We start from the raw sequence: 24,553 nt of genomic DNA, 5'->3' as shown, positions 1-24,553 counted from the left end.
ATAATAAGTAATGTCAAAAATAAATTTATCAGCCGTATGGGGTAGTTTTGTTAAGCAGATCGCCAAGACAATGTTAGTAGCGATTGCTTCCATATCACTATTTCTCACAAGTTCCCCGGCAGCAAATGCCTATCCATTCTGGGCACAAGAAACTGCTCCGGCAACTCCTAGAGAAGCTACAGGCAAACTTGCTTGTGCTAACTGTCACATTGGTGCTAAACCTACCGAAGTAGAAGTACCTCAGTCTGTACTACCAGATACAGTATTTAAAGCCATTGTCAAGATTCCTTACGACACAAGTGTTGAACAAGTATTAGGAGATGGCAGTAAAGGTGGCTTAAATGTAGGTGCTGTATTGATGTTACCTGATGGCTTCAAAGTAGCACCGGAAGATAGAATACCTGAAGAGTGGCGAGAAGAAGTTGCGGATCTTTACTTCATGCCTTACTCTGAAAACCAAGAAAATATTCTTTTATTCGGACCAATGCCTGGGGATGAATACCAAGAAGTTGTATTCCCTCTCTTATCTCCAGATCCAGCAACAGATAAATCTATCCACTTTGGTAAATATGCTGTTCATGCTGGAGGCAACCGAGGTCGTGGTCAGGTTTATCCCGCTGGTAATAAGAGTAATAATACTGTTTACAATGCAGCTGCTAGTGGTAAGATTACTGACATTACTTTTGAAGAATATGTTGGTAATCAAATCACTATCGAAACTGCTGATGGTGAGACTATCGTAGATACAGTTCCTCCAGGTCCTGAACTTTTGGTTGGTGTAGGAGATACTGTTGAAGCAGGTCAAGTTATTACTAATGACCCCAATGTTGGTGGCTTTGGTCAAGCGGATGCTGAAATTGTACTGCAAGATGCAAATCGAGTTAAATGGTTGATGGCATTTTTTGCCTTGGTCATGTTAGCTCAAATTATGTTGGTTTTGAAGAAGAAACAAGTGGAGAAAGTTCAAGCTGCCGAAATGAATTTCTAGGTTGGCTAAATTTTTCCGTTAAAAATTAACTGATGGGGAGTAAAGTATCAGGAGTGGAGTTTAAATTCATTTCTGATGTTTTGCTCCTTCTGATATTTTAGGGGTGTTCAAGAAACCCAAAATATTAGGTTCAAGAATCAAAATTAACCTTGTCATATAAGTCAGCTAAAGTAATCTCAAAATCAATAAATTTTAGAGATAATTTACTCTCTTCTCCTCTATATTCAGATAATAACCATTGTCCGGATTCTGTTTTAGTAAATTGCTCAACCTGCATCGTATATTGGTCGATTAAAATATATTCTTTAAAAGTTGAAATTGTGCGGTAGGCAGCAAATTTTTTACCTCTATCAAAACCCTCAGTTGATGTTGATAAAACTTCGGCAATAATTATAGGATTAGTTAGAGTATCTCGTCTTCCTTCCTGAAATTGTAATTCACCCTCAATTATCATTACATCAGGATAAGTGTAGATTTTTTCCGTAGGAATCCAAAGTCGTTGATCTGTGATAAAAACTTGATATGGTTGACGTTTTAAAGCCAAGTTTAAGGCTGCATATAAATTCCCTGCTATTTTGTTATGATTAGGAGTACCACCTATCATAGAAATAATTTCACCATTAATATATTCATGTTTTTCTTCTGAATTAACTTCTAAAGAAAGATATTCTTCTGGAGAATATAATTTTTCAGTTTTAATTTGTGTCACCATTAGATATTATTTCTTTTTATATTTTTTTTATTTATTTTACCACCAATTTTCGCTACATTATACTCCAAATGATAAATATGCAATTAATTTTGTGTCAAGACTGAATATAATTATAAAATTTTATTTATCGGTAAACAAATTAATAAACTTTGTAGAAATAACTGTCGGTTGATAATAAGGAAAATCAGGCTTTAATAGGAGAATTACAAATATAACTTATCAAAAACCTCCAGAAAGTCTAGTTATTCTGGAGAAAAGGTCTAAAAGTTTAATTATTAATATTCCATCTGTGAGTTCTTCAAAGTCGGAGCAAATTTTCTTGTGTTTTATGGCTGTTGTATTATGTCTTATTTACTTATGTCCTTTTGTGCTATTAAGTAGCAATAGAATTGAGTGCCTGACTGGTTCATTAATAGTAAATTTTCTTTACTTATATCCCTTATTTATAGCCTGCTTTGGAAATCATATCCAAATAGCTAAACATCAGTTTTTGATTAACTGGAATCTTAGTTTTTTTATTAGATTAAGAAATAATTTGATAAATCGCGCTTTAATTATTATTGCCTGAAAATACTATCATCACCAATCCTGCCTCGTGCCTTACCGAATTTGAATTAGTATTTCAAAACAAGATTTAATATCTTAATCCCTGAATAACTAACTATTTTATAAGTAGTCAACTTTCCTACAAAAAAAAAGTAGTTTAATAGCATCAGGATAAATTCTCCCTATAAAATGATATAATCGCCAAGTTAATCTAGTCAAAAAATTAATAAAATAAATGTCAATTGAGAAAAAAAATATAACAGTCGATTCCCTCGAATGGTTTTATCGGGAAGCAAAACCCGACACCGAAACAGATAAATTGCCAATATTACTATTACATGGATTGCCTTCTCAAAGCCATAGTTGGACTGTAATTATGCCTGAATTAGCTCAAGCAGGTTATCGGGCGATCGCTCCTGACTGGATAGGTTGTGGTTTGTCTCCTAAATTAGATAAAAGAGATTTTCCCTACACACCAGAAGCTTTTATTAAGGCTTTAGCAGAATTAATTAATAGTCTACAACTTGAGCGTTTTTATCTAGTTGTGCAAGGATTTTTAGGCTCGGTAGGTTTACAATATGCGTTACGAAATCCAGAAAAAATTGAACGTTTAACTATTTTAAATACTCCTATTTCTACTGCTGCAAAATTACCTTGGCAAATGCAACAATTAGGGATACCATTTGTTGGAGATATGCTGACTCAAGACCCTCTATTTGTAGATAGAACTTTAGAAAAGGGAAGTTGTTTAGTTGTTAGTGATGAAGATTTAGATGTGTATCGTAGCCCTTATTTAAAAAGTTCTGCTGCTGGTAGAGCAATATTAGCAATTGTGCAAAAATTAGACTTAAAAAAATCAATGGCAGAAATTGAATCTGGCTTTAAAGGATGGCAGCAACCAACATTAATTATTTGGGGAATAAAAGACCCTTGGTTAGATATTAGCCAAGCGGAAAATTTAGCTAATATTTGTGAGAATGGAAAGTTAGTTAAATTGCCAGATGCAGCACATTATCCCCAGGAACATTGGTCAGGAAATATTATAGATGAACTCCTATTATTTTTGAGGCGAACAGAAGTTTAGGAAGAATTTATCTCAATTTCAATACTGCTTGGAATTATCAATAGACATCTCTAGAAAAGAGGGAATAGGGAGTAGGGACTAGGAGGAAAGAATTGACAGTTTCTGCGTATGGGATTGATTTAATTTTTTATTTTTGGAGATGTCTAATAGTGTAGTAGCTTGACACAACTAAAATGTTGCAATAGTAGGGGTGGGTTCCAGGTTAAATTAATGAAGCTTTACATTTAATCAGATGAACCTACCTACCCCTCGCTCTAAAGATGCCTCCTTAATTTAGCTGTGTCAGTTCAGTAGAGTGCGTTTCCTTTATTAGTGAGGATGAGTATGTGGAAGAAAAGCTAGAATTAATTGTAGAAATTGGTGCGAGTAGTGTTTCTATTGATGTGCATGATAAGCTAAAAGTTGATCGTCGTAATCAAGTTCCAGAGTATTTAGTTTGGCGAGTTGAAGATGGAGAAATTGATTGGTTTAGGTTAAAATCAGGAGAATATATTCAGCTTCAACCTAATTTAGAAGGCATAACTTGTAGTGAAATTTTTCCGGGGTTATGGTTAGATAAAACTGCTTTCTTAACAGCTAATTTAATGAAAGTTATTGAAGTAGTACAACTGGGGTTACGTTGAATAATTTAGAAGTTATCCAGGGTATGATACAAAATCAGGTTATCAAAAGTACCTTTTAGATTACTTTCTAGCCCTTCTGCCTTACTTTCATAATAAAGCGTCTGTATAAACCCTATTTAGTATCAGTCGTTAGAGCTTTAAAAAGTTGGTATTTTTGCAGACAAGATTCCATATCCCAATTCTTACTAAACTCCCAAAACTTCCCTCTCTCCCATTACTCTTCTTTTTTCAGCTAACCTTAACTAACAATATTCTATAGTTACCTCCTTCTGTTTTTCCCGCAAATATTTAACCAAATCTTCTATCAAATTGCGACGAATTGAAATATTTTTCGGCAATAAAGGATTTTGATAAAATTCATTAATTTTCTGCCCTACCAAAAATAAAATAGAATCAGCTTCCAATATTTCTTTTGCCAACATTACAGCGCCACTTTTATCTGAAGGCAACCTACCAAAATCACAATTACACTTTTTCAAAATATCTGTACATTTAGAAATAGTTAAAATTCCTTCCGTCACTAAATCTATTCCACTTAATTTACCTATAGGTGGCATTTCCTTAGTCATTGTGGCAATATCCATTTCAATAGTTTCCCCTAGAAAACTTGCCACAATATTTCCTGTTGTACCACCACAAACGACTCTCCGACCACGAAAATCTAATAATTTTTCTACATATTCAAAATCTCTATTTTCATCTAGAGGCGGACCTGTAAATATCATTACAGAATTTCTCTTCCTAACATAAATTCCGAGGAAAGAGGCATCATCCCCAATTTTACCTCCATACAGATTATGAGTTTTTTTAATTACATTTTGAACAATATTTCTCGCAGTATGAGTATGATTAATAAATAAACTTTCGATATGTTTAGCGATATTATCCCAACCCCAACCAAAATTTAAACTAACTCCAAGACCTGCATACAAAATTCCATCACTAATAGCTCCCAAAAAATCACCTTTTTCTAGCTTTCCTTCAGAAAAAGTTATTTTTTTATCTAAGATTTTTTCAGTTCTGATATCTAACTGAACTAATTTACCTTTTTTAAAATATAAAACAGGTGGGTTGTCAAAATTAATCACTAAAAATTTATTATTCTTGGGATTAATTTGAATAACTGTAAAAGTAGCATAGGCAATTTTTCTAACTTGACAAATAGGCAAAGTACCGATGACAGTTTCTATCACTTCTTCCAAAGAAATATCTTCGGTATTCAACATATTAATCAAAATTTCTGTAGTTAAAGTAGCCAGAATATTAGCTTTAACTCCACTACCCAAACCATCAGATAGGACAATAATAGCTTTATTTTCAGCCTTGCGGAATTTAACTTTATCACCACATAATTCTTCGCCTTTTTTATTTAAACTAAGGTTGTAAATGTCTAAAAAATTTTCCATCTAGACAGTCTCCTGATTTACCATTTTGATAATTTTTAATAAACTAACCTTCGTTTCTGCAGTTGTTTCTCCTAATAATCCAGCAATTTCTTGCACTACTTTCATTTGATGGTCTACTACTTCATTGACTTTACTAACTGTTTCATTTCTTAACTTAATCATTTCTTGTTTTCGTTGCCATTCATGGGTAATATCAACCATGATACAAGCAATTAAGTTTTGGTCACGAATAGGAAATATGACTTCTTTGACATACAAAATATCAGTTTCTGAATTTTTATGATGTTCTAGGTGATATCTTTTTTCTCTCCCCCGAATTACTTCATCTTTTTCCCAGACTTTTTGGAAATCTTTTAAATCTTCTAAAATGGTAGATGCTGGTTTACCAATAGTTTCATCTTGGTTAACATTAAACATCTTACAAAATGCGGGATTGACCAAAGTAATATTCATCTGAGTGTCAACAACAATTAAACCATTAGGGTCATATTCCCAGATAATTTGCCAGATATTTTTTTCGTTATTCAAAATAATTTACTCCCCCAATTTATCAGTTATCAGTTATAAGTTATAGCGCTACGCGCTAGGGAATAGGCAACAGGGAACAGGGAACAGGGAACAGGTAACAGTAGACAATCAAAGGGTTTCAGGATTTATAACTGTCCTAACCTTTGCTTCGACTGCTATATCAGTTAACAATTAATTTTTTTTATAATACTATAGCAAGGAACATTGAACAGTTGGGAAAATATTTTTGCTGTCTAAATTCCTCATCAGTTCTTGATTTTTGTATTGCGTCAAAATTCCTTCACTACAACTTTTTAAACAGTTAACTAATAACTAACTGTTTTATTAATACTAGGTAAAATTTCATCTCGGAATTTTTGTTCGATATTTTCGGAATTAATTTTGATAAATACTTGGTTTTTGTATTTCATTACAATTCCATCACTACAACTTTCTAAACAAAAGGAACCTTTTAATTCTATTGTGTCTTCTAGTTTATATTCACTGATCATACTTTGGAGTTTTGGCAATACTTCATAAACTCCTAATTGATGACAAGCAGAACCCATACAAAGGTATAAATTTTCTTTTTTCATCGTTCTTTTTTTGTAGGCGATGGAGAACAGGAGAGATTTTTCATACTTGTATTTTTTCTTCTAGTAGGGAGCCTAAAAATAGTTAGCAATTAAAGATTCAAGAGAATAAAGAAAAAAATTTAATAGCTAATACTAAATCCAATTTTCATAGAAGGTGTAAGCATTCAGCTATTAGCTGTCAGCTCTCAGCAATAAAAACCACACCTTAGTACCAAGCGTGAAAAAAGAATGCTAGAAATTATATTGATTAGAGATGCTTAAAAAGAGCTGCTCTAATTCATTTTAGACACCTATATCTATCATTATCATTTTTCCCTTTTTTTTCAATATTTCCTCCTTTTCTTACTTCTTTCTTTCTTTAGCTTATAGCTGAAAGCTGACGGCTGAATGCTTACTAGAAGGTTTATTCAAATGATTATTTTTTTATTCCTGACAGTAAAATTCTTTAAATTTGCCTATCCTAGCTCTCAATAAAAAAGAAAAAGGAAGATATTTTTGGAGATGGGGAGTGATAATTTTTTACTCCTACTTAGAGGGTAAATATCATATAGCAATCCTATTTTATTTGTGTATAAAAACCTTGAATTTTTGGATTTATTCAAATTTTAGATGCACCCTACTTAGACTTCTATAACTTTCATTTTCTATTGATATAGAAATTCCCATACTCGTGAGGTACACAATTTTTTTGCTTTGGTAAGTAGAAAATTTATAGGAGTATGAAGATAAGAAAAATAACTGTACTTCATAACTCTGGGAATTGCTATAATTTTCTTTCCTTCTCCTTCTCTCCTAGATAACTAAAGCCTTCTTCCTTCTTTTAATTCCGATAAACCTCATCTAAAACAGTACCATTTGCAGAAATTAATTGAATATGTAGTGGCATTTTACCTGCTGCATGAGTCGAACAACTTAAACAAGGATCGAAAGCACGAATACCAGCTTCAACTCTGTTTAACATTCCTTCTGGAATTTGATTATTGTGAATATAATGTTTGGCTATTTGAGTGACAGTTTGATTCATTGCCAAATTATTTTGACCAGTAGCAATAATCATATTTACTTTCTGAATAATGCCATTTTCATCTACTTTATAATGATGGAATAAAGTACCCCTTGGCGCTTCACTAACTCCTACTCCTTCTAAACAGTTAATACCAGCAGTAGCACGGGTGCGTGGGGAAACAATATCTGGGTCATCTATTAGTTGTTCAATTCTTTCTAAACAAGCAATAATTTCTACCAAACGAGCATAATGATAAAAGAAAGAAGAAGTCGGAACACCACCCGCACGGTCTCGAAATCCTTTTAATTCTTGGTCTGCTTTTTCTGTACCAATTTGCGAACAAACGTTTAAGCGAGCAAGAGGTCCGACTCGATAAATACCATTAGGATAACCCATTGGTTTATAATAGGGAAATTTTAAATAAGACCAACTTTCTACCGCTTCTCCTAAAAATTCCTGATAATTATCTTCACTTAAATTATCGGCAACAATATTACCTTCACTATCAGTAAACCGTAACTTTCCACCGTAATGTTCCCAGTCACCATTTGCGCCAACTAATCCCATAAATAATGATGGAAACTTACCAAAAACTTCGGCTTCAGTTTTGAATTGTTCGTCTAATAAACCTTTAAACAAATTGAGAGCAATATTAGTAGTTTCAAAAGATTCTGGCAGACGATTTCTTATCCATTCTCGCCCTTCTTCAGATAGAGGAGTTCGGACACCACCAGGCACTGCCCAAGCAGCATGAATTTTTTTAGCTCCTAACAATTCTATGACAGTTTGACCGAACTGCCGGAGTCGAATTCCTGCCCTTGCCAAATCTGGATTTTCTGCCATTAAACCAAAGACATTTCGTTTAGCAGGTTCGCTATCCCAACCCAATAGAAAATCAGGACTACTAAGATGAAAAAAACTTAGAGCATGAGACTGAGTTAACTGCCCTAAATTCATCATTCGGCGCAATTTTTCCCCAGCTGGAGGAACTTGGACTGCGAGAATTTTATCTCCTGTTTTGGCAGATGCTAATAAATGACTTACAGGGCAAATTCCACAAATTCTTGCTGTTATTCCTGCCATTTCTGTAAAGGGTCGTCCTTCACAGAATTTTTCAAAGCCGCGATATTCTACAACATGAAATCGACAGTCGGATACTTCTCCAGCATCATCTAATATAACGGATATTTTGGCATGACCTTCGATTCTAGTTACGGGGTCAATGACTACTGTTTTAGACATAGTTTATTTTCTCCTTAGTTTAATAAAATTATGATTTTTTTGATTAAGTCTAGAGGTAAATTTAATAAACTTAAGCATTTCATTATTAGCAGTAACTTTTAACTCTTTCTCAATTTATCAATTGCTTTTACTTCCTCCAAAATCAATAGTTAATAGCTGATAACTAGATGCTTACCCTAATATAATATCTCAATTGAATTATAAAAAAAATTCTTGTTTGTAGTTGGGCTTTAGCCCTAACAATATTTGAGGGGCTAAAGCCCAACTACAAGCTTTAATTATAACTACTTAAATCCTAATTACAAACACGGGCTTTTTGCCAATATTGTTGATAATTCCACACACCTAAACCTGCTTGTATGGCAGAATTTTGAGCATTTAAGTAAGCGCTTTTTTAACTAGGGCAAGTATCATTTAGGTGTTTACACAAAAGATAAGCTTTTCCTTCACTAACCAGTTGTAAGTTAATGGAAATATTATCTTTAAATACCTCTGTAACTATCCGTTGATGACTACTTTTTCCTGTATCACTAACTAATACTATTGTACCTCTAGAAATTAATGTTTCAAGTCTACTTCTAGCAGCCTCAAAAAAAAGGACTATCTCCATAATCAAGACCATCAATACAGGGAAGTTGTAGGCGACATAATTGTGAATTTCCTTTCCAAGGAATTCGACATTGTGACATAGTAACTTATAAAGTATTTCCATCAAGAATTCGAGAAATTCTTGCCTGTTGAGTAGCTAAAGACTTGGGAGTATTTAATAGAGATAATATTATTAAAATCCCACAGGATATAAAGGCTAAAATTAGATTAATGTTTTGTCTTTTCATTCTGCTTTTTTTGTGAGTTATTTAGTTTGTAGTTGGGCTTTAGCCCAGTTTGAAAAAAGAATGTTACGAATAATAATGGCGATTGAAAGACTTTAGAGAATAAAAAATGTTATCAAAACTCTTTATTCTGACTCCTGACTCCTAAAAAATTCCCTAGCTATCTGTAGCAAACATTTATCAAATTGCTATTAGCCTCTCAAATATTGTTAGGGCTAAAGCCCAACTACTAACCTACTAAAATTCAGCCAAACTTAATCATTTCTCGGCCTACCATTTTTGGTTTTTCACCCTTTAATAAAGGTTCTAAAGTTGCCTTAATTCTATCAGCAGAAGGTGGACATCCAGGCATAAAAATATCTACAGGTACAATTTCATGTACTGGTCGAACTTTATCAAGTAATTCTGGTACAATTCCCGGTGCGTATGGTAATTGTTTATTTTCATCTGCCAATTCTAAATAAGCTCTTTCTAAAACAGAGCTTGTACCACCTAACATATTTCGCATAGCTGGCACATTTGCAGTAACAGCACAATCTCCAAAAGAAATTAACGTTTTTGTCTTTTTCCTGACGTCAAGAATTATTTCTAAATTATCTTGATTAGCCACGCCTCCTTCTACTAAACAAACATCAACATTTTCTGGATATTCTTTAATATCACTGCCAACCGGACTATAAACAACATCGACATGATTTGCTAGTTCAAACAACCATTCATCTAAGTCGAGAAACGACATATGACAACCAGAACATCCAGCTAACCAAACTGTGGCAAATTTTATTTTGTTTGACATAATTAATACCTTGAATTAGGGAATAGGGAGTAGGGAATAGGGAACAGGGGACAGGGAATAGAGAATGGAAAATAACTCTATTTTTTTGTTTCAGAAATATCACTTACCCACAGGGGCAAGATGCTCCCACTGAATAATTTTTGTATTTTTAACTTCTGACTTCTGACTTCTAACTTCTGACTTCATTCACCTTGTCCACTGGTGATTTTCCCTCGCATTGACCAAAAATTCTAATTTTGAGCGATCGCGTTCCATCTCAGCTACTGTTGCTCCCTTACGGAAAATTGCTCCAGTAGGGCAAGCATCCACACATTTACCGCAGGAAGTACAAGCATCCACCTCTCCCCAAGGTTGATTCAAACCAGAAACAATAAAACAAGCAGCACCACGACTACCCACATCCCAAACGTGGGCACCTTCTATTTCGTCACAAACCCGCACACAGCGAGTACACAAAATACAACGATTATGATCTATACCAAACTGCTTATGAGACAGATCCATTCCTCGATCTGGGAAACGATAAGTAAACCGAGAATGATCCATCCCTACTTCAATTGCCACATTTTGCAGTTCACAGTTTCCATTGGCAACACAAACCGCACAAACATGATTACCCTCAGAAAACAACAACTCCACCAACATCCGCCGATATTCTTGCAACTTCGGAGTCTGAGTCTGTATTTGCATTCCCTCGGCAACCTGAGTTACGCAAGCAGGCAATAACTTTCTCATCCCAGAAATTTCTACCAGACACAACCGACAAGCTCCAATATCGGTGACACCCTCCAAATGACAGAGAGTGGGAATGTGAACTCCTGCTTCCTTCGCCGCTTTGAGAATAGTAGTTCCTTCCTCAACTGCAATTTGATTACCATCAATAGTTAACGTTTTTACTGACATATTTTTTTCTCCTCATCTATAACTATACCTAATTCAAAAAAGAAGGATATTTACCTTACCTTTCTAGGGGCGAATGACTGTAGGGCGAATGGCGATTTGCCCCTACTAACTCAATTAGTAGCAGTTACAATATGACCATTATGAAATGCTGATTCCTGCAACAAATCCAGATATTCTTGCTTAAAATACTGCAACGTACTCAAAACTGGATTAGGTGCAGTCATTCCCAAACCACACAAGCTAGTATCTTTCACCAGATAAGACAACTGTTCCAACCTTTCCAAATCAAGAGAAGTCGCCTGTTTATTCAGAATTTTAGTCAGCAAAGCGTACAATTGTACAGTACCAGTCCGACAGGGAATACATTTACCGCAAGTTTCACCACGACAAAATTCCATATAAAACTGTGCTACCTCTACCATACTCGTTTCGTTATCCATGACAACCATACCACCAGAACCCATCATGGAACCCACACTGCTGAGAGATTTGTAGTCTACAGGAGTGTCAAGCATGGAAGCAGGAATGCAGCCACCAGAAGGCCCACCTGTTTGCACCGCTTTCACTTCCCCACCGGGAACGCCACCGCCCATTTCTTCTACTATTTCTCGTAGAGTAATTCCCATCGGCACTTCAATTAAACCATTATTCCGGACTTTGCCTGTGAGAGCGAATATTTTTGTACCTTTACTATCTTCAGTGCCAATACTAGCGTACCAGTCTGCTCCTTTTTTGATAATAGGAGCAATATTGGCAAAGGTTTCCACGTTATTAATCAGAGTCGGGCAACCCCAAATACCAGACTCAGCAGGATATGGCGGACGGGGTACTGGGTTGCCACGTTTGCCTTCTACTGATTGAATGAGGGCAGTTTCTTCCCCGCAGACAAAGGCACCGGCACCGATGCGGATGTCGATTTTGAAGTCAAAGGGGCTATCGAATATTTGACTACCCAAGAGTCCGTATTTTTTTGCTTGTTGAATAGCTTTTTTTAAACGTTGGATGGCGAGGGGATATTCGGCGCGAACGTATATGAAACCATGATTTGCTCCTACAGCATAAGCAGCGATCGCCATTCCTTCTAATACTAAATGAGGGTCACTTTCTAATACACTCCGATCCATAAATGCACCGGGATCTCCTTCATCACCGTTGCAGATAATATATTTTTGAGCTTCTGGCATTTTGGCAACTGTTGCCCATTTTAAACCAGTGGGATAACCGCCACCACCTCTACCCCGCAACCCACTGCGAGTAATTTCCTCTACGACTTCACTAGGAGACATTTCATGTATAGCGTGATATAAAGATTGATATCCACCTACAGCTATGTATTCTTCTATGCGTTCGGGGTCAATTTTTCCTGTGTGTTCCCTGACGATGCGGAGTTGATGAGAAAAGAATGGGTGTTGAGAGTCGCCTTTGATAGCTTCGGTTGTACCACCATTGAGTGCATCAATAATGCTAGCTGCGTTTTCAGGTTCTACCTCTTCATAGAGAATGTCATCAGGGTCTATTTGTACTAGGGGGCCACGTCCGCAAGCTCCCATGCAGCCTACTCCTACTACTTGGACGCGATCTTCGAGACCAAGTGTTTTGACTGCATTCTTCATATTTTTCATAACGTCTACAGAGTTAGAAGCTTGACAACCTGTAGACGTACAACAGTGAACCCGAATACTTTTTTGCCTATTTTTTTCCGTTTCGGCAATGTCAAGCAATTCTTGATAGTCCATATTTCGTTCTCCTCTTTTTTTTGTAGGTATTCAGCTTATTTTTCCTGGTGTTGGGTTTCACTTCCTCAAACTAATCTACCCTTATGGCAAACTATTAGTTGTGCCATATCACTATAATTATCAATGCTGAGAGAAAGTTTAATAGTTATTAAATGAAATTATTTATTTTAGTTCCCAAGCCAAAAACTTACTGGCAATTTATCTATTCAATATTATCGGCTAAACATAGCATTTTTTCTGACTTTAAGAATTTATGCAATCAAAAAATATCAACTTTAAACCAGATAAAACTTTCCCTACTTTTCTAAATTGATCTATTTATTTTTGATAACTGACAACTGATTTACCGAAAAATAAAGGTATAAAACCTCTTCATTCATGCAGAAAAAATTTCCTTTTAGGCAATCCTTCTATGACAGAAGAGTTAATTATTAATTGTTTACCGAAAAATAAAGGTATAAAGCCTCTTCTTTAAAGGAGAAAAAGGAGAAACAAGAAAAAATTTTCCTTTTATTCAATCCTCTTCCTTTTAGGGAGAGGTAATTATCAATTATCCATTATCAATTATCAATTATTTATCCTGCCAACCTTTAATTTTTTCCATCACTGTTTCAGGAGTTTGTTTACCAGCAACCCTACCATCAAATACCACTGCTGGTGCAATTCCACAAGCTCCTATACAACGGGCAGCCATCAGAGAAATTTGATTATCTGGCGTTGTTTCTCCTACTTTAATTTCTAACTGTTTTTCTACTGCTTTAACTACTTCTCCACCACCTTTTACATAACAAGCAGTACCCATACATACCACACAAGTATGAGCACCACTAGGCTTGAGTGAAAAAAGATGGTAAAAAGTTGCTACTCCATAAACTCTACTTAATGGTAACTTTAAACCCCTTGCTACATAGGTCAAAACATCTGCTTCTAAATAGCCAAATGTTTCCTGGGCTTTATGCAGTACCTCAATCAAAGAATCTTGACGATATTGATTCCGCTTCATTGTCATATCTAACTGTTTGAAGCGTTTATCGCCACTGGGATGACCTTTTTTTGCTTGTTGAGTATCTTTGCTTTTAGTATCTTTTGTGGCAGTTTCCATATATGAATGAATCTCCCTAAGCTTACTTTTATTGGTATTTGCTTCTGAATAATATCCTAATATTTACCTTATTTTTACTGTCTGTTTCTTTCTACTTAAGTTAGAATTTTACCTTCTCTATAATTGTTACATATTGCTGTTTTCTAGGAGAACTTAATTTACATTTTATTACAATCTTGTTTATCTTATTTAATAAACAACTTCCTAATTGTTTAACTACAAAAGAGGGAGTAGGGAATAGGGAGTAGGGAGTAGGAGGAAATAATTGATGATTTCTTGACCAAAAAATAAAGTCTCAAGCATCCTTTTTCAAGGGGATGAAAAAAAATTCGATTCAATATTTCAAGCCTCTGGCTTCAGGCACAGAGAGGTACTGTTTCGCTCCGCGATATGAAAAACGCAGTTCATCTGCCAGGAGGCTAACTGATAACTGAAATGACGGCAATTAATTTTATTTTTTATTATTGGAGATGTCTAAATCGACGTAATTCCCTTGTCTAGTCTGAATTATGATTAGGGCTTTCTGATTAACTTTCAAAGCCTTTATCTGTACAAATTATAGCATTTTTAGAGTAAAAAAAGGTGCAAGGTTTTTGGTATAGGGGGCTAAAAAAGTTAGGGTTTCGAGTAGATCAGGATAGAAAAATGAAGTGATATTTATACCTCCTAACTCCTCTAAATTATGAATTCTAAATTCTTAATTCTACCCTCAACCATAAGACTTTTTCAGTAAACCCTAATTAACCTTTTGTTTTAGCTTGATCGAGTCCAGCTTTTACCCAGTTAATACATTCATATTCAGACTGAAAAATTTTTGGAGCAGCAACATTAGTCAAACTATCAGGTTTATAATGGTCGTAAAAGAATTTATCAGCCTTTTGATGAATAATAATTAAATCATCATTATAAACGTATCTTAACTTAAAATAATCACCATGAGATTTCACATCTGAATTTTCATACAAATGTGATTGAGCAACTTTAATTATTTTCTCAATGCTATTAGTATAAAAACCTGTAGGATTTTCCTCTAGATGAAAATTTCCCTTATGTCCTAACTCAGATAATAATTTATATGAATAAATTGGAATATCGTTGGCGATCGCTAAGACATAAGGAATAATCAAATAACCTTGATAGGAAACTGAATTTTCGTAAATAAATCTATTTATCATCATACTTATAAAGAGAGGATTTATATAAAACCTGTTCTTGATGAGTATATACAGTACAATCAGACAAAGGAATAGCTACACAAGTAAGAATATAACCAGCTTCTTTTTCCTCAGAGCGCAAAAACTTTTGCTCGCTTTGGTCAACTTCACCACTCACCAATTTTCCCAAACAACCAGAACAATTTCCTTGCCTACATCCATAAGGTAAAAGAATCCCATAATCTTCAGCGATATCTAATATATACTCATCTTCAGGTACTTCAATAGTTTCATCTAAACCAATTTCTGGATTTAACAAACGAACTTGATAAATAGTCATTTTTACTTCTTATTGAATACTACCGTCATTATTAAAAAATAATGGGGCTGAGTTAACGTTGTCTACCATAGGGATACAAAAATTAATAAATTAACTGAAAAATATTACAAGTATATTGCTTTGTAAGGTATTTTCTTAAATAAAAATTAATAATTTTTCTGGCACTTGAGCTGATAGCTGTTTGTGCAGCATTCCAGAAGGGAAATGCTTAAAGCTATCGGACTTATTTGTTGGGCAAATTACTACTAATTCCCAGGGAGAAAATTCTGAAAATTTTCTCTAAATTATTAATAAAATATTCAGTTAGGTCGATGTCAACTTCTGTATTTTCTAATTGTAAGAATTTCCAAAGATTTCCTGTTGTAACGATGCCATAAATGGTGGAAATTTGATTACCTTGTTGTTGATTAAATATTTGTCCGGCAATCATTTCTGCCAGACATTGCCCTAATCCGGCGTTTAAGTTTTCTTTTTTGGCTTCAACAATGGCAAAAACTGGAGATTTAATAAATAGTTGTTCTGAGTCTAGACTAATGAGAAAGTCACAAGTACCGTTTAATCCTCTGGCAGTATCGACGTTAAATTCTGTTCCTGAAAAGAGGCTAATTTGATTATTGAGGATTTTTCTGAATTCAATTAAAATCGGAGCAATAATCATTTCTGTTTGCGGAGCATTCCGTCAGGAAACGGGCTTTTTCTGTATTAATTGCTAAGGCTAATGGTAAATTATTTTGTAATGTTTGTTTTAAAAAATCCCTTGGTTTAACTTCTGGAATATTAGGAAAAAGATCGACTTGTTCATTGATGGTTAAAGAAAACTCTTGTTGGATTTTAGGTAATGTGAAATCGCTGTAAGGCATTTGATTTTTACTCCTTTTATAGCAATTCCCATAGTTATGAGGTATATTCACGATCCCCCTAAATCCCCCTTAAAAAGGCGGACTTTGAAGACTCCCCCCTTTTTAAGCGGTTCCCCCCTTACTAAGGGGGGTTAGGGGGTATCTGGGGGCAGGGGGGGATCTAAAACTGTACTTCATAGGTCAAAGAACTGTTATAGTATTAATAATAATAATTATTATTATGTTTACCACTCCCCTACTCAAGTCGGTTCTGAATCATTACCTAACTTTTCTAATACTTCTACTAAAGATGAACGCACTGTTGAATCATCATATTTAAGTAGAGTTAATATAGCTTGCACAACTGGCTCTGAATGATTACTTAATTTGCCTAACACCTGTGCCGCAGAATAACGCACAGTTGAATTGTCATCTTGAAGTAGAGTTAATAGAGTTTGCACAACTGCTTCTGAAGTATTATCTAATTTATCTAATGCTTCTGGTGCTGAACAATTGACTTCTAAACTGTCATCTTGTAGTTGATTTTTTTGTTGAATAAACTCCTCAAATTCCTCAAATGTAGGTTCTTCTAATTGATATTTTTCCTTAGTATAGTCTCCAGAACCTGCATCAAGTTCTTGGAGAAAACGTAACATTCCCACAACACCTAATGAATCTATTAGTGCTTCGTATCCTTTTTGTCTAATTTCTGTTAGTTTCATCATTTTCCTCCTGCAAAACAATTATTAACCAAGTAACTGGATTTTCTACCTTTATAGTAATTAAATCTGGATATTTTTTAGCCTTTCGTAAAAGTCTATCATCAGTAGTTAAAAAAACATCAAGATTATAGACTTGAGCAGAAGCTAAGTGTAAAGCATCATACAGTTTGAATCCTAGTTTTACTAAATCTGATGCTAATAATTTTACGGCTTCATTAGTCTTTAAATAATTAGTAGCATCAGTAGCAATAGATAAGAGCTTTTCTAGTTTTTCTTTTTTATAGTTTACACTTTTGGCAATTTCAAATTCAATTACATCACTGTTTACTAATGTCCATTTTTTCTGTTCGCACTTTTCTAGAATAGATATTATAGCTTCTGCTTCTAATTTTATTCTAGATTGCTGTAAATCGTCTAGAGGGCGACATAAACAACAAATATCAGCGTAGATTAAATAGTTTTTAGTCATTACTTATTCTTATCAATAGTCTTAATCTTCAGAAAGTTGTGAATTAATGCCCAACTTTTCTAATGCCTTTGCAGCAGAGGAACGCACATCTAAATCTTCATCTTGAAGTAAAGGTAAAAGAGCTTGCACCACAGTTTCAGAAGCATTGCCTAAGTTGCCCAACGCCTCCGCAACAGATTGACGTATATCCCAATCGTTATCATGAAGTAAAGGTAAAAGAGCTTGCACTACAGGTTCAGAAGCATTGCCTAAGTTGCCCAATGCTTTTACACCAGATTCACGCACAGATAAATCATGAAGTAAAGGTAAAAGAGCTTGCACTACAGGTTCAGAAGAATTGCCTAAGTTGCCCAATGCTCTTACAGCAGATTCACGCACAGATAAAAGGTGATCATGAAGTAAAGGTAAAAGAGCTTGCACCACAGGCTTAGAATCATTGCCTAAGTTACCCAATGCCTCTGCAGCAGATTGACGCATATCCGAATCTTCATCATGAAGTAAAGGCAAAAGAGCTTGCACTACAGGTTCAGAAGCATTGCCTAAGTTGCCCAATGCTCTTACAGCAGATTCACGCACAATTGAATCTTCATCATGAAGTAAAGGTAAAAGAGCTTGCACCACAGGTTCAGAATCATTGCCTAAGTTGCCCAATGCCTCTGCAGCAGAATAACGCAAAGATGAATCATCATCTTTTAGATATTTAACAATATCAAGAGCAACAAACTTAGCAACTGAACCACTATCTCCAATTTTTTGAAGATCGTCCACCCTATCTTGTACGGTTGCCCCTGGAGCAAACAAGTTTCGCACAAGCCTTTTAATCCTTTGCCTCTCTAACTCTTTTTGTAAAGCCTCCAAATCTAATCCTGCTAATTTCCCAATTTCATCTGCTACAAAATTGGGTACTCTCACCTCCGAACCTTTTGCCAAACAACAATCTCTCACTGCCAACAAAAAGCCTTTAATTTCTTCCTTACCCAACTTTTGCTCTGCTGTTGCTAGGAACTCCCCCCACTTTTTCTCATCATCCTTATTCTCCTCTACCAAATATAGTGCAGCCAAATATTCTGCCAACGGATCGAGAGCAAAGCGAATTTTGTTTCTGTCTTTTCTTTCACCATATCCAATAGACTTTAGCAGTCTTAGGTATTTCTCAAAATACTCAAGACATGATATTGCATCATCTCTCCCCAAACTGCTAAAAGCTTCAATCACTTCTTTGCGCTCCGCATAGGATGGTTTATAATTTTGCTCCAAACATTTCCAAGCAATTAGTTGAGCATCCTTTTTAACCGTAGGATATTCACTTCTAGTCTCTCTTTCACCTTGACGGTTCAACTTTTCTAAGTGGTTAAGTATTAGATCGGGAATATTGTCGAGAGAACCCTCGGAGGTAACATTATTCTCCTGACTATTAATCATCTTCTCAGCATAAAGCTTTGCCAGCAAAACAGTAATAGTCTTCTGTTCCCCAACTATTCGCGCAAGTTGAGCGCATTCGTGTAAAAATTCTTCTTGATCCGCCTCAAATAAATGCCACTTACCGCACTCCTTCAAATATTGCTCGATAAAATAAGCTAACTTTCCTCCATCAAACCTGAGAGTTTGAATTTTAATATCAATACCCCGGAAATCTTCCTCTATTCTGGAAGTGACAATTAAAGCATTTGCTGGAAACTCCTTCGAGTCAGGATTAAATTTTGCTTGAGTTTCCTGATTCATCTCCGAATAGCGATCGACTATCAATAAAATTCGGCGCTGTCGCAGGAGTTGTTTAACCAATAATTCATCGACTATCATTTGTTCGTTGTCGATCAACTCCTGAATTTCTGCCATTATTGCTTCCATTATCGGTTTGATGCCATCTCCAGTATTATCAATTTCCTTCTCAATTAAAACTGGTAACATCAAATGTTTAGCTAAAGCTTTGGATTGATCCTGTTTTTTCATTGCCCATTTAGCAATTTGACAAGCAATAGTTGTTTTTCCCGATCCTCCCTCCCCCCAAATTAACAGTCGCACTCGCTTTTCTTTTTTAAAAGGTTCGCTCAAGGTTTCCGCTGTCAGTTCATCAATTTCTTCACTATTTAATTCAACCGGAAGCGAAACATAATCTTTTCGCTCCTCAACAGTTTCATTCTCCAGAAACTTCCTTTCAAAAGTCTCCAGATGTTCTTTAACCCAAGCATCTAATACCCAGGGGCGATACTTGAGAAAAAGTAAGATACCAACAGGTAATTTCAGCTCTGGAGTTTTAGGTGTTTCCGGTATCTTCAATTCCGCAGGTAGTTTCAATAACCATAGGGGGCGAACCCAGAGAATTCCCAAATACAAACCCATCAGCGCAGGAATTAAAATTAACCACCCTTCCAACCCTTTCTCATCATCATAATTTTCCGGTTTTTCCTGTGTTTTTTGTTCGGTGGGTTGACTTGTCTTTTTTGGTTCAAGACTAGCACTAGGTTGAGGACTAGGTTGAACATTTACTTGGGCAAATACCAGACTATTAATTTGCTTAGTGCCTGGATATACTAGAGAAAAATTTGTTGCTATTAAAGGCAAAGAAGTAGACAAGAGAGCTATTTTCAGCAAAGCTAATAAGGTCTGTTTAGGTGGTTTGACCATAAATTAGAATACCCAAAAAGAGAATTTTTGAAAGTATATTATAGTATAAAAATACATAAACCGGGTTTATATTAGATATCTGGTGAAAATTAAAAATCAAATCAATTCTTATCCAGAAATTATCTATTATTTCTTCCTGTTCCCTGTTCCCTTTTCCCTGTTCCCTCTTTTATAGAGATGTCTATTAGATACCTTTCCATGCTGATAACTGATAAGTGATAACTGATAACTGATAAGTGGTATCCTAAATAAAAGTTACTAACTTTAACAAATCAACTTTCAATGACTATCTCAATTCCAAACACCCCCAAACATAAGAAAGCTAAAGCACTCAGACCAGGTGCTCGTCGCCCTGCCAAAGAACTCTGTAGCGAATGTGGTCTTTGCGATACATATTATATCCATTATGTCAAGGATGCCTGTGCATTTCTTAACCAACAATTTGACAATCTCGAACAACAAACTCACGGACGCACTCGCAACCTGGATCGGGAAAATGAAACCTATTTCGGCGTTCATCAAGATATGATGGCAGCTCGGAAAAAACAACCTATTGAGGGGGCACAATGGACTGGTATTGTAAGTACGATCGCCTGTGAAATGCTAAATCAAGGTATTGTAGAGGGTGTAGTCTGTGTACAAAATACTAAGGAAGACCGCTTTCAACCAATGCCAGTTATTGCTCGTACTCCAGAGGAAGTATTGGCAGCAAAAGTTAATAAACCGACTCTTTCTCCTAATCTTTCAGTATTAGAAGAAATTGAAAAATCAGGGCTGAAAAAATTATTAGTAATAGGGGTTGGTTGTCAGATTCAAGCATTACGAGCGGTGGAAAAACAATTAGGTCTAGAAAAGCTCTATGTTTTAGGAACTCCCTGTGTGGATAATGTGACAAGAGAGGGTTTGCAAAAGTTCTTGGAAACTACAAGTAGGTCACCAGAAACTGTTGTACATTATGAATTTATGCAAGACTTCCGAGTACATTTTAAACATGAGGATGGTTCGATAGAAAAAGTACCGTTTTTTGGTTTAAATACTAAAAAGCTAAAAGATATTTTTGCTCCTTCTTGTCTGAGTTGTTTTGACTATGTAAATGGTTTAGCAGATTTAGTAGTTGGATATATGGGAGCGCCCTTTGGTTGGCAGTGGATTACTGTTAGAAATGAGACGGGAAAACAAATGTTAGATTTGGTGATGGATCAGTTAGATACTCAACCTGTAATGTCTCAAGGAGATAGACATGAAGCTGTTCAACAAAGTATTCCAGCTTATGACAAAGCTGTAACATTACCAATGTGGGCTGCCAAATTAATGGGAGTTGTAATTGAAAGAATTGGTCCTAAAGGTTTGGAATATGGACGATTTTCTATTGATTCCCATTTCACTCGCAATTATCTTTATGTAAAGCGGAATCATCCAGAAAAATTAGAGGCTCATGTCCCAGAGTTTGCCAAAAAAATTGTAGAACAATATAAGTTGCCAGAATAATTTTTTTGTGTTGGATTTTCAGGTAATATTTTTTCCATATCTAAGTTAATTAGGTAGGAGAAAATAAACCTAATATCATGTCCAGTTGAATAGTTATAATTAAAGTTCGTAGTAGGGCTTCAGCCCTATCCATGACTTAGGGCTGAAGCCCTACTACAAACAAAAACTTTTTTATCACTGATTATCCGGACATGATATAACTATATAAAAAAATAGCGAATAAACAGACCTAAAACCATTATCAATTATCAATTATCAATTATCCATTATCCATTAATGAATCGTGTTTTAGATAATTTCAAAGTCATCTGTAGTGAGAGTATTTTGATCAAATGGCATTTCTAAAACTGCATACTGTTGTAGTGTATTAGTTGAGTCAACAAAGTAAAGATTTCCTGTATTTTCTTCGTAAACTATATTACTAACATCATTAAATTCTCCAATGTTTTGAACTATTTGTAAGTCAGCAGTACTACCAGAAATTATTGTATCATCTATCTGAATAATATCGCCCTCTGCAGTGCCTTGGAAATTGGTGAGAGTATCAATATTTCCTGGAGCATTATCAAAAATATAAACATCTGCTCCACTGCCCCCATCAATGATGTCATTACCAATGCCACCAATCAAGGTGTCTGCACCTTCACCACCTAGGAGAGTATCGTCACCATTCCCACCTTGCAGGAAGTCATTATCAATACCACCATTTAAACAGTCATTACCAATTCCACCGAATAAGGTATCATTGCCAATATTACCTATCAGGGTATCATTACCATCATCACCTAATAAAGAATCATTACCTAGTCCACCATCTAGGATATCATTATTTTTTCCACCTCGAATAGTATCATTACCCTCTTCACCAAACAGGATATCATCTCCTTGGTTACCTTGAAGGAAGTCGTTACCATCACCACCTCTCAGGGTATCATTACCTAGATCACCAAATAGGATATCATCTCCTTCATTACCTTCAACGAAGTCATTATCTTTTCCAGCGAATACAGTATCATTACCGAGTCTACCAGCGATGGTATCACTACCTTCATTACCCTGAATATAATCATCTCCATCACCTCCATCTACTGTATCATTGTCTTCATTACCGTAAATAGTATCGTTACCATTTCCACCAGAAAGATTATCATCATTTTTTCCACCATAGATAATATCATTGCCATCATCTCCTGTGATGGTATCATTGTCTCGGTTGCCGTGGAGTTCGTCATTCCCCACCCCACCTCGGAGAACATCATTACCATTTTTTCCTTGAAGAAAATCATCTCCTTGACTACCTATCATTGAGTCATCGCCATCTCCCCCGCAGATGGTATCATCACCCTCTAAACCAACGGCTACATCATTCAGGGAACCTAGTTGGATTCGATCATTATTAATGGTACCATTTAAGCGATTTAGGCGATCGTCGAATCCTTCGATGATTACGGTGCCTGTGTTGGGATCAATTTGTATACTTTCAGGTAAGGTAGGATTAATTATTATTTCTGACATAGTAATTTTTATTTTGTAGTTTATGTTGACTATTAGTAGGTTTGGAAATATTTGTTAACTACTCTAAGTATTTTGTGATAAAGATTGATAATATTGAGCATACATGAGGAAAAAATTGACAAAAAAATACTGCGCTTTTACGGTTTACTATTCCGTGTTAGCGAGTTGATTTTGTTAATTTGGTTGTAGATAATAATTGTCTTACTTGACAATTTTCCTGATAATTAAATAAGTATTTCAACTATCTAGTTTTACTAATGTGAATTTTTATATCAGGAAAGTAACTGCAAAAATTTTGAAATTTATAATCTTATTTTCCTGGCTGCGGACTAGGATTTTCGATAATAGTTCCCGGATATTAGATATTTATTTATGTATAGGAAAGAGAACTTATATTGATTATATTTTCTCCTAGTTTTCACTTAAGCCAAATCATTTATTAATTATTTAAAGACGAAATCAAATAGTTTATAACTAATACTAAAGGCGTATATTAATAGTTCTTAAATCATATCATGTCCACTGGTATCGGACTGTGTAAACAAGAGGGTGGATATCTACAGAAAATTTAAGTTTTTCCAGCTTTTAAGCCTTCTTACTTCACCCTTATTTTACAATACCGATGCTACCGGACTTGCTCTAATATCATATTCGGATAATCACTTATAATAAAGTATATGGTTTGTAGTAGGGCTTCAGCCCTATCTACAGTTCGGGCTGAAGCCCTACTACGAACTTTAATTATGTATAACTATTTAACCGTTAGCGTAGCTCCCCCGAAGGGGGCACATAATATAATACCATTTATCAAAAATCTTGCTATATCTGATTGGGTGGGGAAGTTTGCGGAGTGTGGGAGGTGGGGAGAAAGGTTAACAATAAGAATAATATCATGTCCGGTAGCATCGGTATTGTAAGGTAAGGGTAAGGAAGAAGTTAGTTATCTAGGAGAGAAGGCTTACAGCGCTTTTCATTTGAGTAGACCACTAAACTCATTGTTAGGAGTCAGGAGTTAGGAGTTAGTAGTCAGGAGTTAGGAGTTAGGAGTTAGGAGGCAGGAGTTAGAAGTTAAGAGTTAGGAATTAGGAGTTAGTATCATTGTGGTTTATTGATATGAAAACCGCTGTAAAAGCCTAAAAAAACTTTAATTTCCTGTAAATATTCACACTTGGGTTTACACAAACGATACCAGCGGACATGATATAATCATGACTAATAATGGTCAAAAATAGACTTTGAATCTTCCTAACTTATGATCTGTTGAAGTATAGAACCCATTTGAGATCTATATAATTATGCAAGTTAAGTCTTTTCGTGCATC

The 24,553-nt window shown here is 35.3% G+C and carries 23 protein-coding genes; 4 read left to right on the top strand and 19 right to left on the bottom strand.

Annotated elements, in window-relative coordinates; all coding sequences use genetic code 11:
- The first annotated feature begins 10 nt into the window (after positions 1–10).
- Positions 11–988 carry a cytochrome f gene (gene petA, locus ACP6PL_RS27205; protein ID WP_426548468.1) on the top strand — a complete coding sequence of 326 codons (978 nt, stop codon included), beginning with the start codon at positions 11–13 and terminating at the stop codon, positions 986–988.
- A 130-nt stretch (positions 989–1,118) separates the two neighbouring features.
- On the opposite strand, the gene ACP6PL_RS27200 is transcribed toward petA, so the two are convergent.
- Positions 1,119–1,700, bottom strand: a complete 582-nt coding sequence (locus ACP6PL_RS27200; protein WP_426548467.1) for a Uma2 family endonuclease — start codon at positions 1,698–1,700, stop codon at positions 1,119–1,121.
- A gap of 781 nt (positions 1,701–2,481) precedes the next feature.
- Between ACP6PL_RS27200 and ACP6PL_RS27195 the strand changes: the two genes are divergently transcribed.
- Both ACP6PL_RS27195 and ACP6PL_RS27190 read left to right on the top strand, forming a co-directional pair.
- Positions 2,482–3,330 carry an alpha/beta fold hydrolase gene (locus tag ACP6PL_RS27195; protein WP_426548466.1) on the top strand — a complete coding sequence of 283 codons (849 nt, stop codon included), beginning with the start codon at positions 2,482–2,484 and terminating at the stop codon, positions 3,328–3,330.
- Between the two features lie 326 nt (positions 3,331–3,656).
- On the top strand, positions 3,657–3,953 hold the full coding sequence (locus ACP6PL_RS27190) for a Uma2 family endonuclease (RefSeq protein WP_426548465.1): 297 nt from the start codon (positions 3,657–3,659) through the stop codon (positions 3,951–3,953).
- Between the two features lie 242 nt (positions 3,954–4,195).
- On the opposite strand, the gene ACP6PL_RS27185 is transcribed toward ACP6PL_RS27190, so the two are convergent.
- From ACP6PL_RS27185 to ACP6PL_RS27105, 17 genes are all read right to left on the bottom strand, one after another.
- Positions 4,196–5,359 (bottom strand): SpoIIE family protein phosphatase, encoded by a 1,164-nt coding sequence (locus ACP6PL_RS27185; protein WP_426548464.1) that lies wholly within the window; start codon positions 5,357–5,359, stop codon positions 4,196–4,198.
- Positions 5,360–5,887, bottom strand: a complete 528-nt coding sequence (locus tag ACP6PL_RS27180; RefSeq protein WP_426548463.1) for a PAS domain-containing protein — start codon at positions 5,885–5,887, stop codon at positions 5,360–5,362.
- Positions 5,888–6,192: 305 nt separating this feature from the next.
- Positions 6,193–6,462, bottom strand: coding sequence for a (2Fe-2S) ferredoxin domain-containing protein (locus ACP6PL_RS27175; RefSeq protein ID WP_426548462.1), 270 nt, complete (start codon positions 6,460–6,462; stop codon positions 6,193–6,195).
- Between the two features lie 820 nt (positions 6,463–7,282).
- Positions 7,283–8,710, bottom strand: a complete 1,428-nt coding sequence (locus tag ACP6PL_RS27170; RefSeq protein WP_426548461.1) for a Ni/Fe hydrogenase subunit alpha — start codon at positions 8,708–8,710, stop codon at positions 7,283–7,285.
- A gap of 394 nt (positions 8,711–9,104) precedes the next feature.
- Positions 9,105–9,320 (bottom strand): thermonuclease family protein, encoded by a 216-nt coding sequence (locus ACP6PL_RS27165; RefSeq protein WP_426548460.1) that lies wholly within the window; start codon positions 9,318–9,320, stop codon positions 9,105–9,107.
- 85 nt (positions 9,321–9,405) lie between these two features.
- Entirely contained in the window at positions 9,406–9,546 is a 141-nt protein-coding gene (locus ACP6PL_RS27160) for a hypothetical protein (RefSeq protein ID WP_426548459.1), read from the bottom strand.
- Between the two features lie 241 nt (positions 9,547–9,787).
- The gene (locus ACP6PL_RS27155) at positions 9,788–10,339 is read right to left on the bottom strand and encodes an NADH-quinone oxidoreductase subunit B family protein (RefSeq protein ID WP_426548458.1); all 552 of its coding nucleotides are present in this window, start codon (positions 10,337–10,339) and stop codon (positions 9,788–9,790) included.
- A 186-nt stretch (positions 10,340–10,525) separates the two neighbouring features.
- Positions 10,526–11,242, bottom strand: a complete 717-nt coding sequence (hoxU, locus tag ACP6PL_RS27150) for a bidirectional hydrogenase complex protein HoxU (protein WP_426548457.1) — start codon at positions 11,240–11,242, stop codon at positions 10,526–10,528.
- 110 nt (positions 11,243–11,352) lie between these two features.
- Complete coding sequence (locus ACP6PL_RS27145; protein WP_426548456.1) at positions 11,353–12,978, bottom strand: NuoF family protein; 1,626 nt, start codon at positions 12,976–12,978, stop codon at positions 11,353–11,355.
- Positions 12,979–13,549: 571 nt separating this feature from the next.
- A complete protein-coding gene (gene hoxE, locus ACP6PL_RS27140; protein WP_426548455.1) occupies positions 13,550–14,080 on the bottom strand; it encodes a bidirectional hydrogenase complex protein HoxE in 531 nt (176 codons plus the stop codon).
- Between the two features lie 740 nt (positions 14,081–14,820).
- Positions 14,821–15,258: a hypothetical protein gene (locus ACP6PL_RS27135; RefSeq protein ID WP_426548454.1), complete on the bottom strand. Its 438-nt coding sequence runs from the start codon at positions 15,256–15,258 to the stop codon at positions 14,821–14,823.
- Complete coding sequence (locus ACP6PL_RS27130; protein WP_426548453.1) at positions 15,245–15,574, bottom strand: 2Fe-2S iron-sulfur cluster-binding protein; 330 nt, start codon at positions 15,572–15,574, stop codon at positions 15,245–15,247. Before ACP6PL_RS27130 ends, ACP6PL_RS27135 begins: the two co-directional genes overlap by 14 nt.
- A gap of 223 nt (positions 15,575–15,797) precedes the next feature.
- Positions 15,798–16,232 carry a hypothetical protein gene (locus ACP6PL_RS27125; RefSeq protein WP_426548452.1) on the bottom strand — a complete coding sequence of 145 codons (435 nt, stop codon included), beginning with the start codon at positions 16,230–16,232 and terminating at the stop codon, positions 15,798–15,800.
- Positions 16,207–16,434, bottom strand: coding sequence for a hypothetical protein (locus ACP6PL_RS27120; RefSeq protein ID WP_426548451.1), 228 nt, complete (start codon positions 16,432–16,434; stop codon positions 16,207–16,209). Before ACP6PL_RS27120 ends, ACP6PL_RS27125 begins: the two co-directional genes overlap by 26 nt.
- A 239-nt stretch (positions 16,435–16,673) precedes the next feature.
- Positions 16,674–17,138, bottom strand: coding sequence for a HEAT repeat domain-containing protein (locus tag ACP6PL_RS27115; protein ID WP_426548450.1), 465 nt, complete (start codon positions 17,136–17,138; stop codon positions 16,674–16,676).
- Positions 17,116–17,604 (bottom strand): PIN domain-containing protein, encoded by a 489-nt coding sequence (locus ACP6PL_RS27110; protein WP_426548449.1) that lies wholly within the window; start codon positions 17,602–17,604, stop codon positions 17,116–17,118. The genes ACP6PL_RS27115 and ACP6PL_RS27110 overlap by 23 nt, the downstream gene beginning before the upstream one ends.
- Before the next feature lie 21 nt (positions 17,605–17,625).
- Positions 17,626–20,229 carry a HEAT repeat domain-containing protein gene (locus ACP6PL_RS27105; RefSeq protein ID WP_426548448.1) on the bottom strand — a complete coding sequence of 868 codons (2,604 nt, stop codon included), beginning with the start codon at positions 20,227–20,229 and terminating at the stop codon, positions 17,626–17,628.
- Between the two features lie 282 nt (positions 20,230–20,511).
- Between ACP6PL_RS27105 and ACP6PL_RS27100 the strand changes: the two genes are divergently transcribed.
- Positions 20,512–21,717 carry a Coenzyme F420 hydrogenase/dehydrogenase, beta subunit C-terminal domain gene (locus tag ACP6PL_RS27100; protein WP_426548447.1) on the top strand — a complete coding sequence of 402 codons (1,206 nt, stop codon included), beginning with the start codon at positions 20,512–20,514 and terminating at the stop codon, positions 21,715–21,717.
- A 288-nt stretch (positions 21,718–22,005) separates the two neighbouring features.
- Here the strand turns inward: ACP6PL_RS27100 and ACP6PL_RS27095 are convergent, their stop codons facing one another.
- A complete protein-coding gene (locus ACP6PL_RS27095) occupies positions 22,006–23,232 on the bottom strand; it encodes a calcium-binding protein (RefSeq protein ID WP_426548446.1) in 1,227 nt (408 codons plus the stop codon).
- Positions 23,233–24,553 lie beyond the last annotated feature (1,321 nt).

This window comes from Dapis purpurea BLCC-M126 (genome assembly GCF_050015975.1).
Classification (GTDB): Bacteria; Cyanobacteriota; Cyanobacteriia; order Cyanobacteriales; family Microcoleaceae; genus Trichodesmium.
The sequence above is the reverse complement of the archived record's forward strand: the minus strand, read 5'-3'. Positions and strand labels throughout refer to the sequence as shown.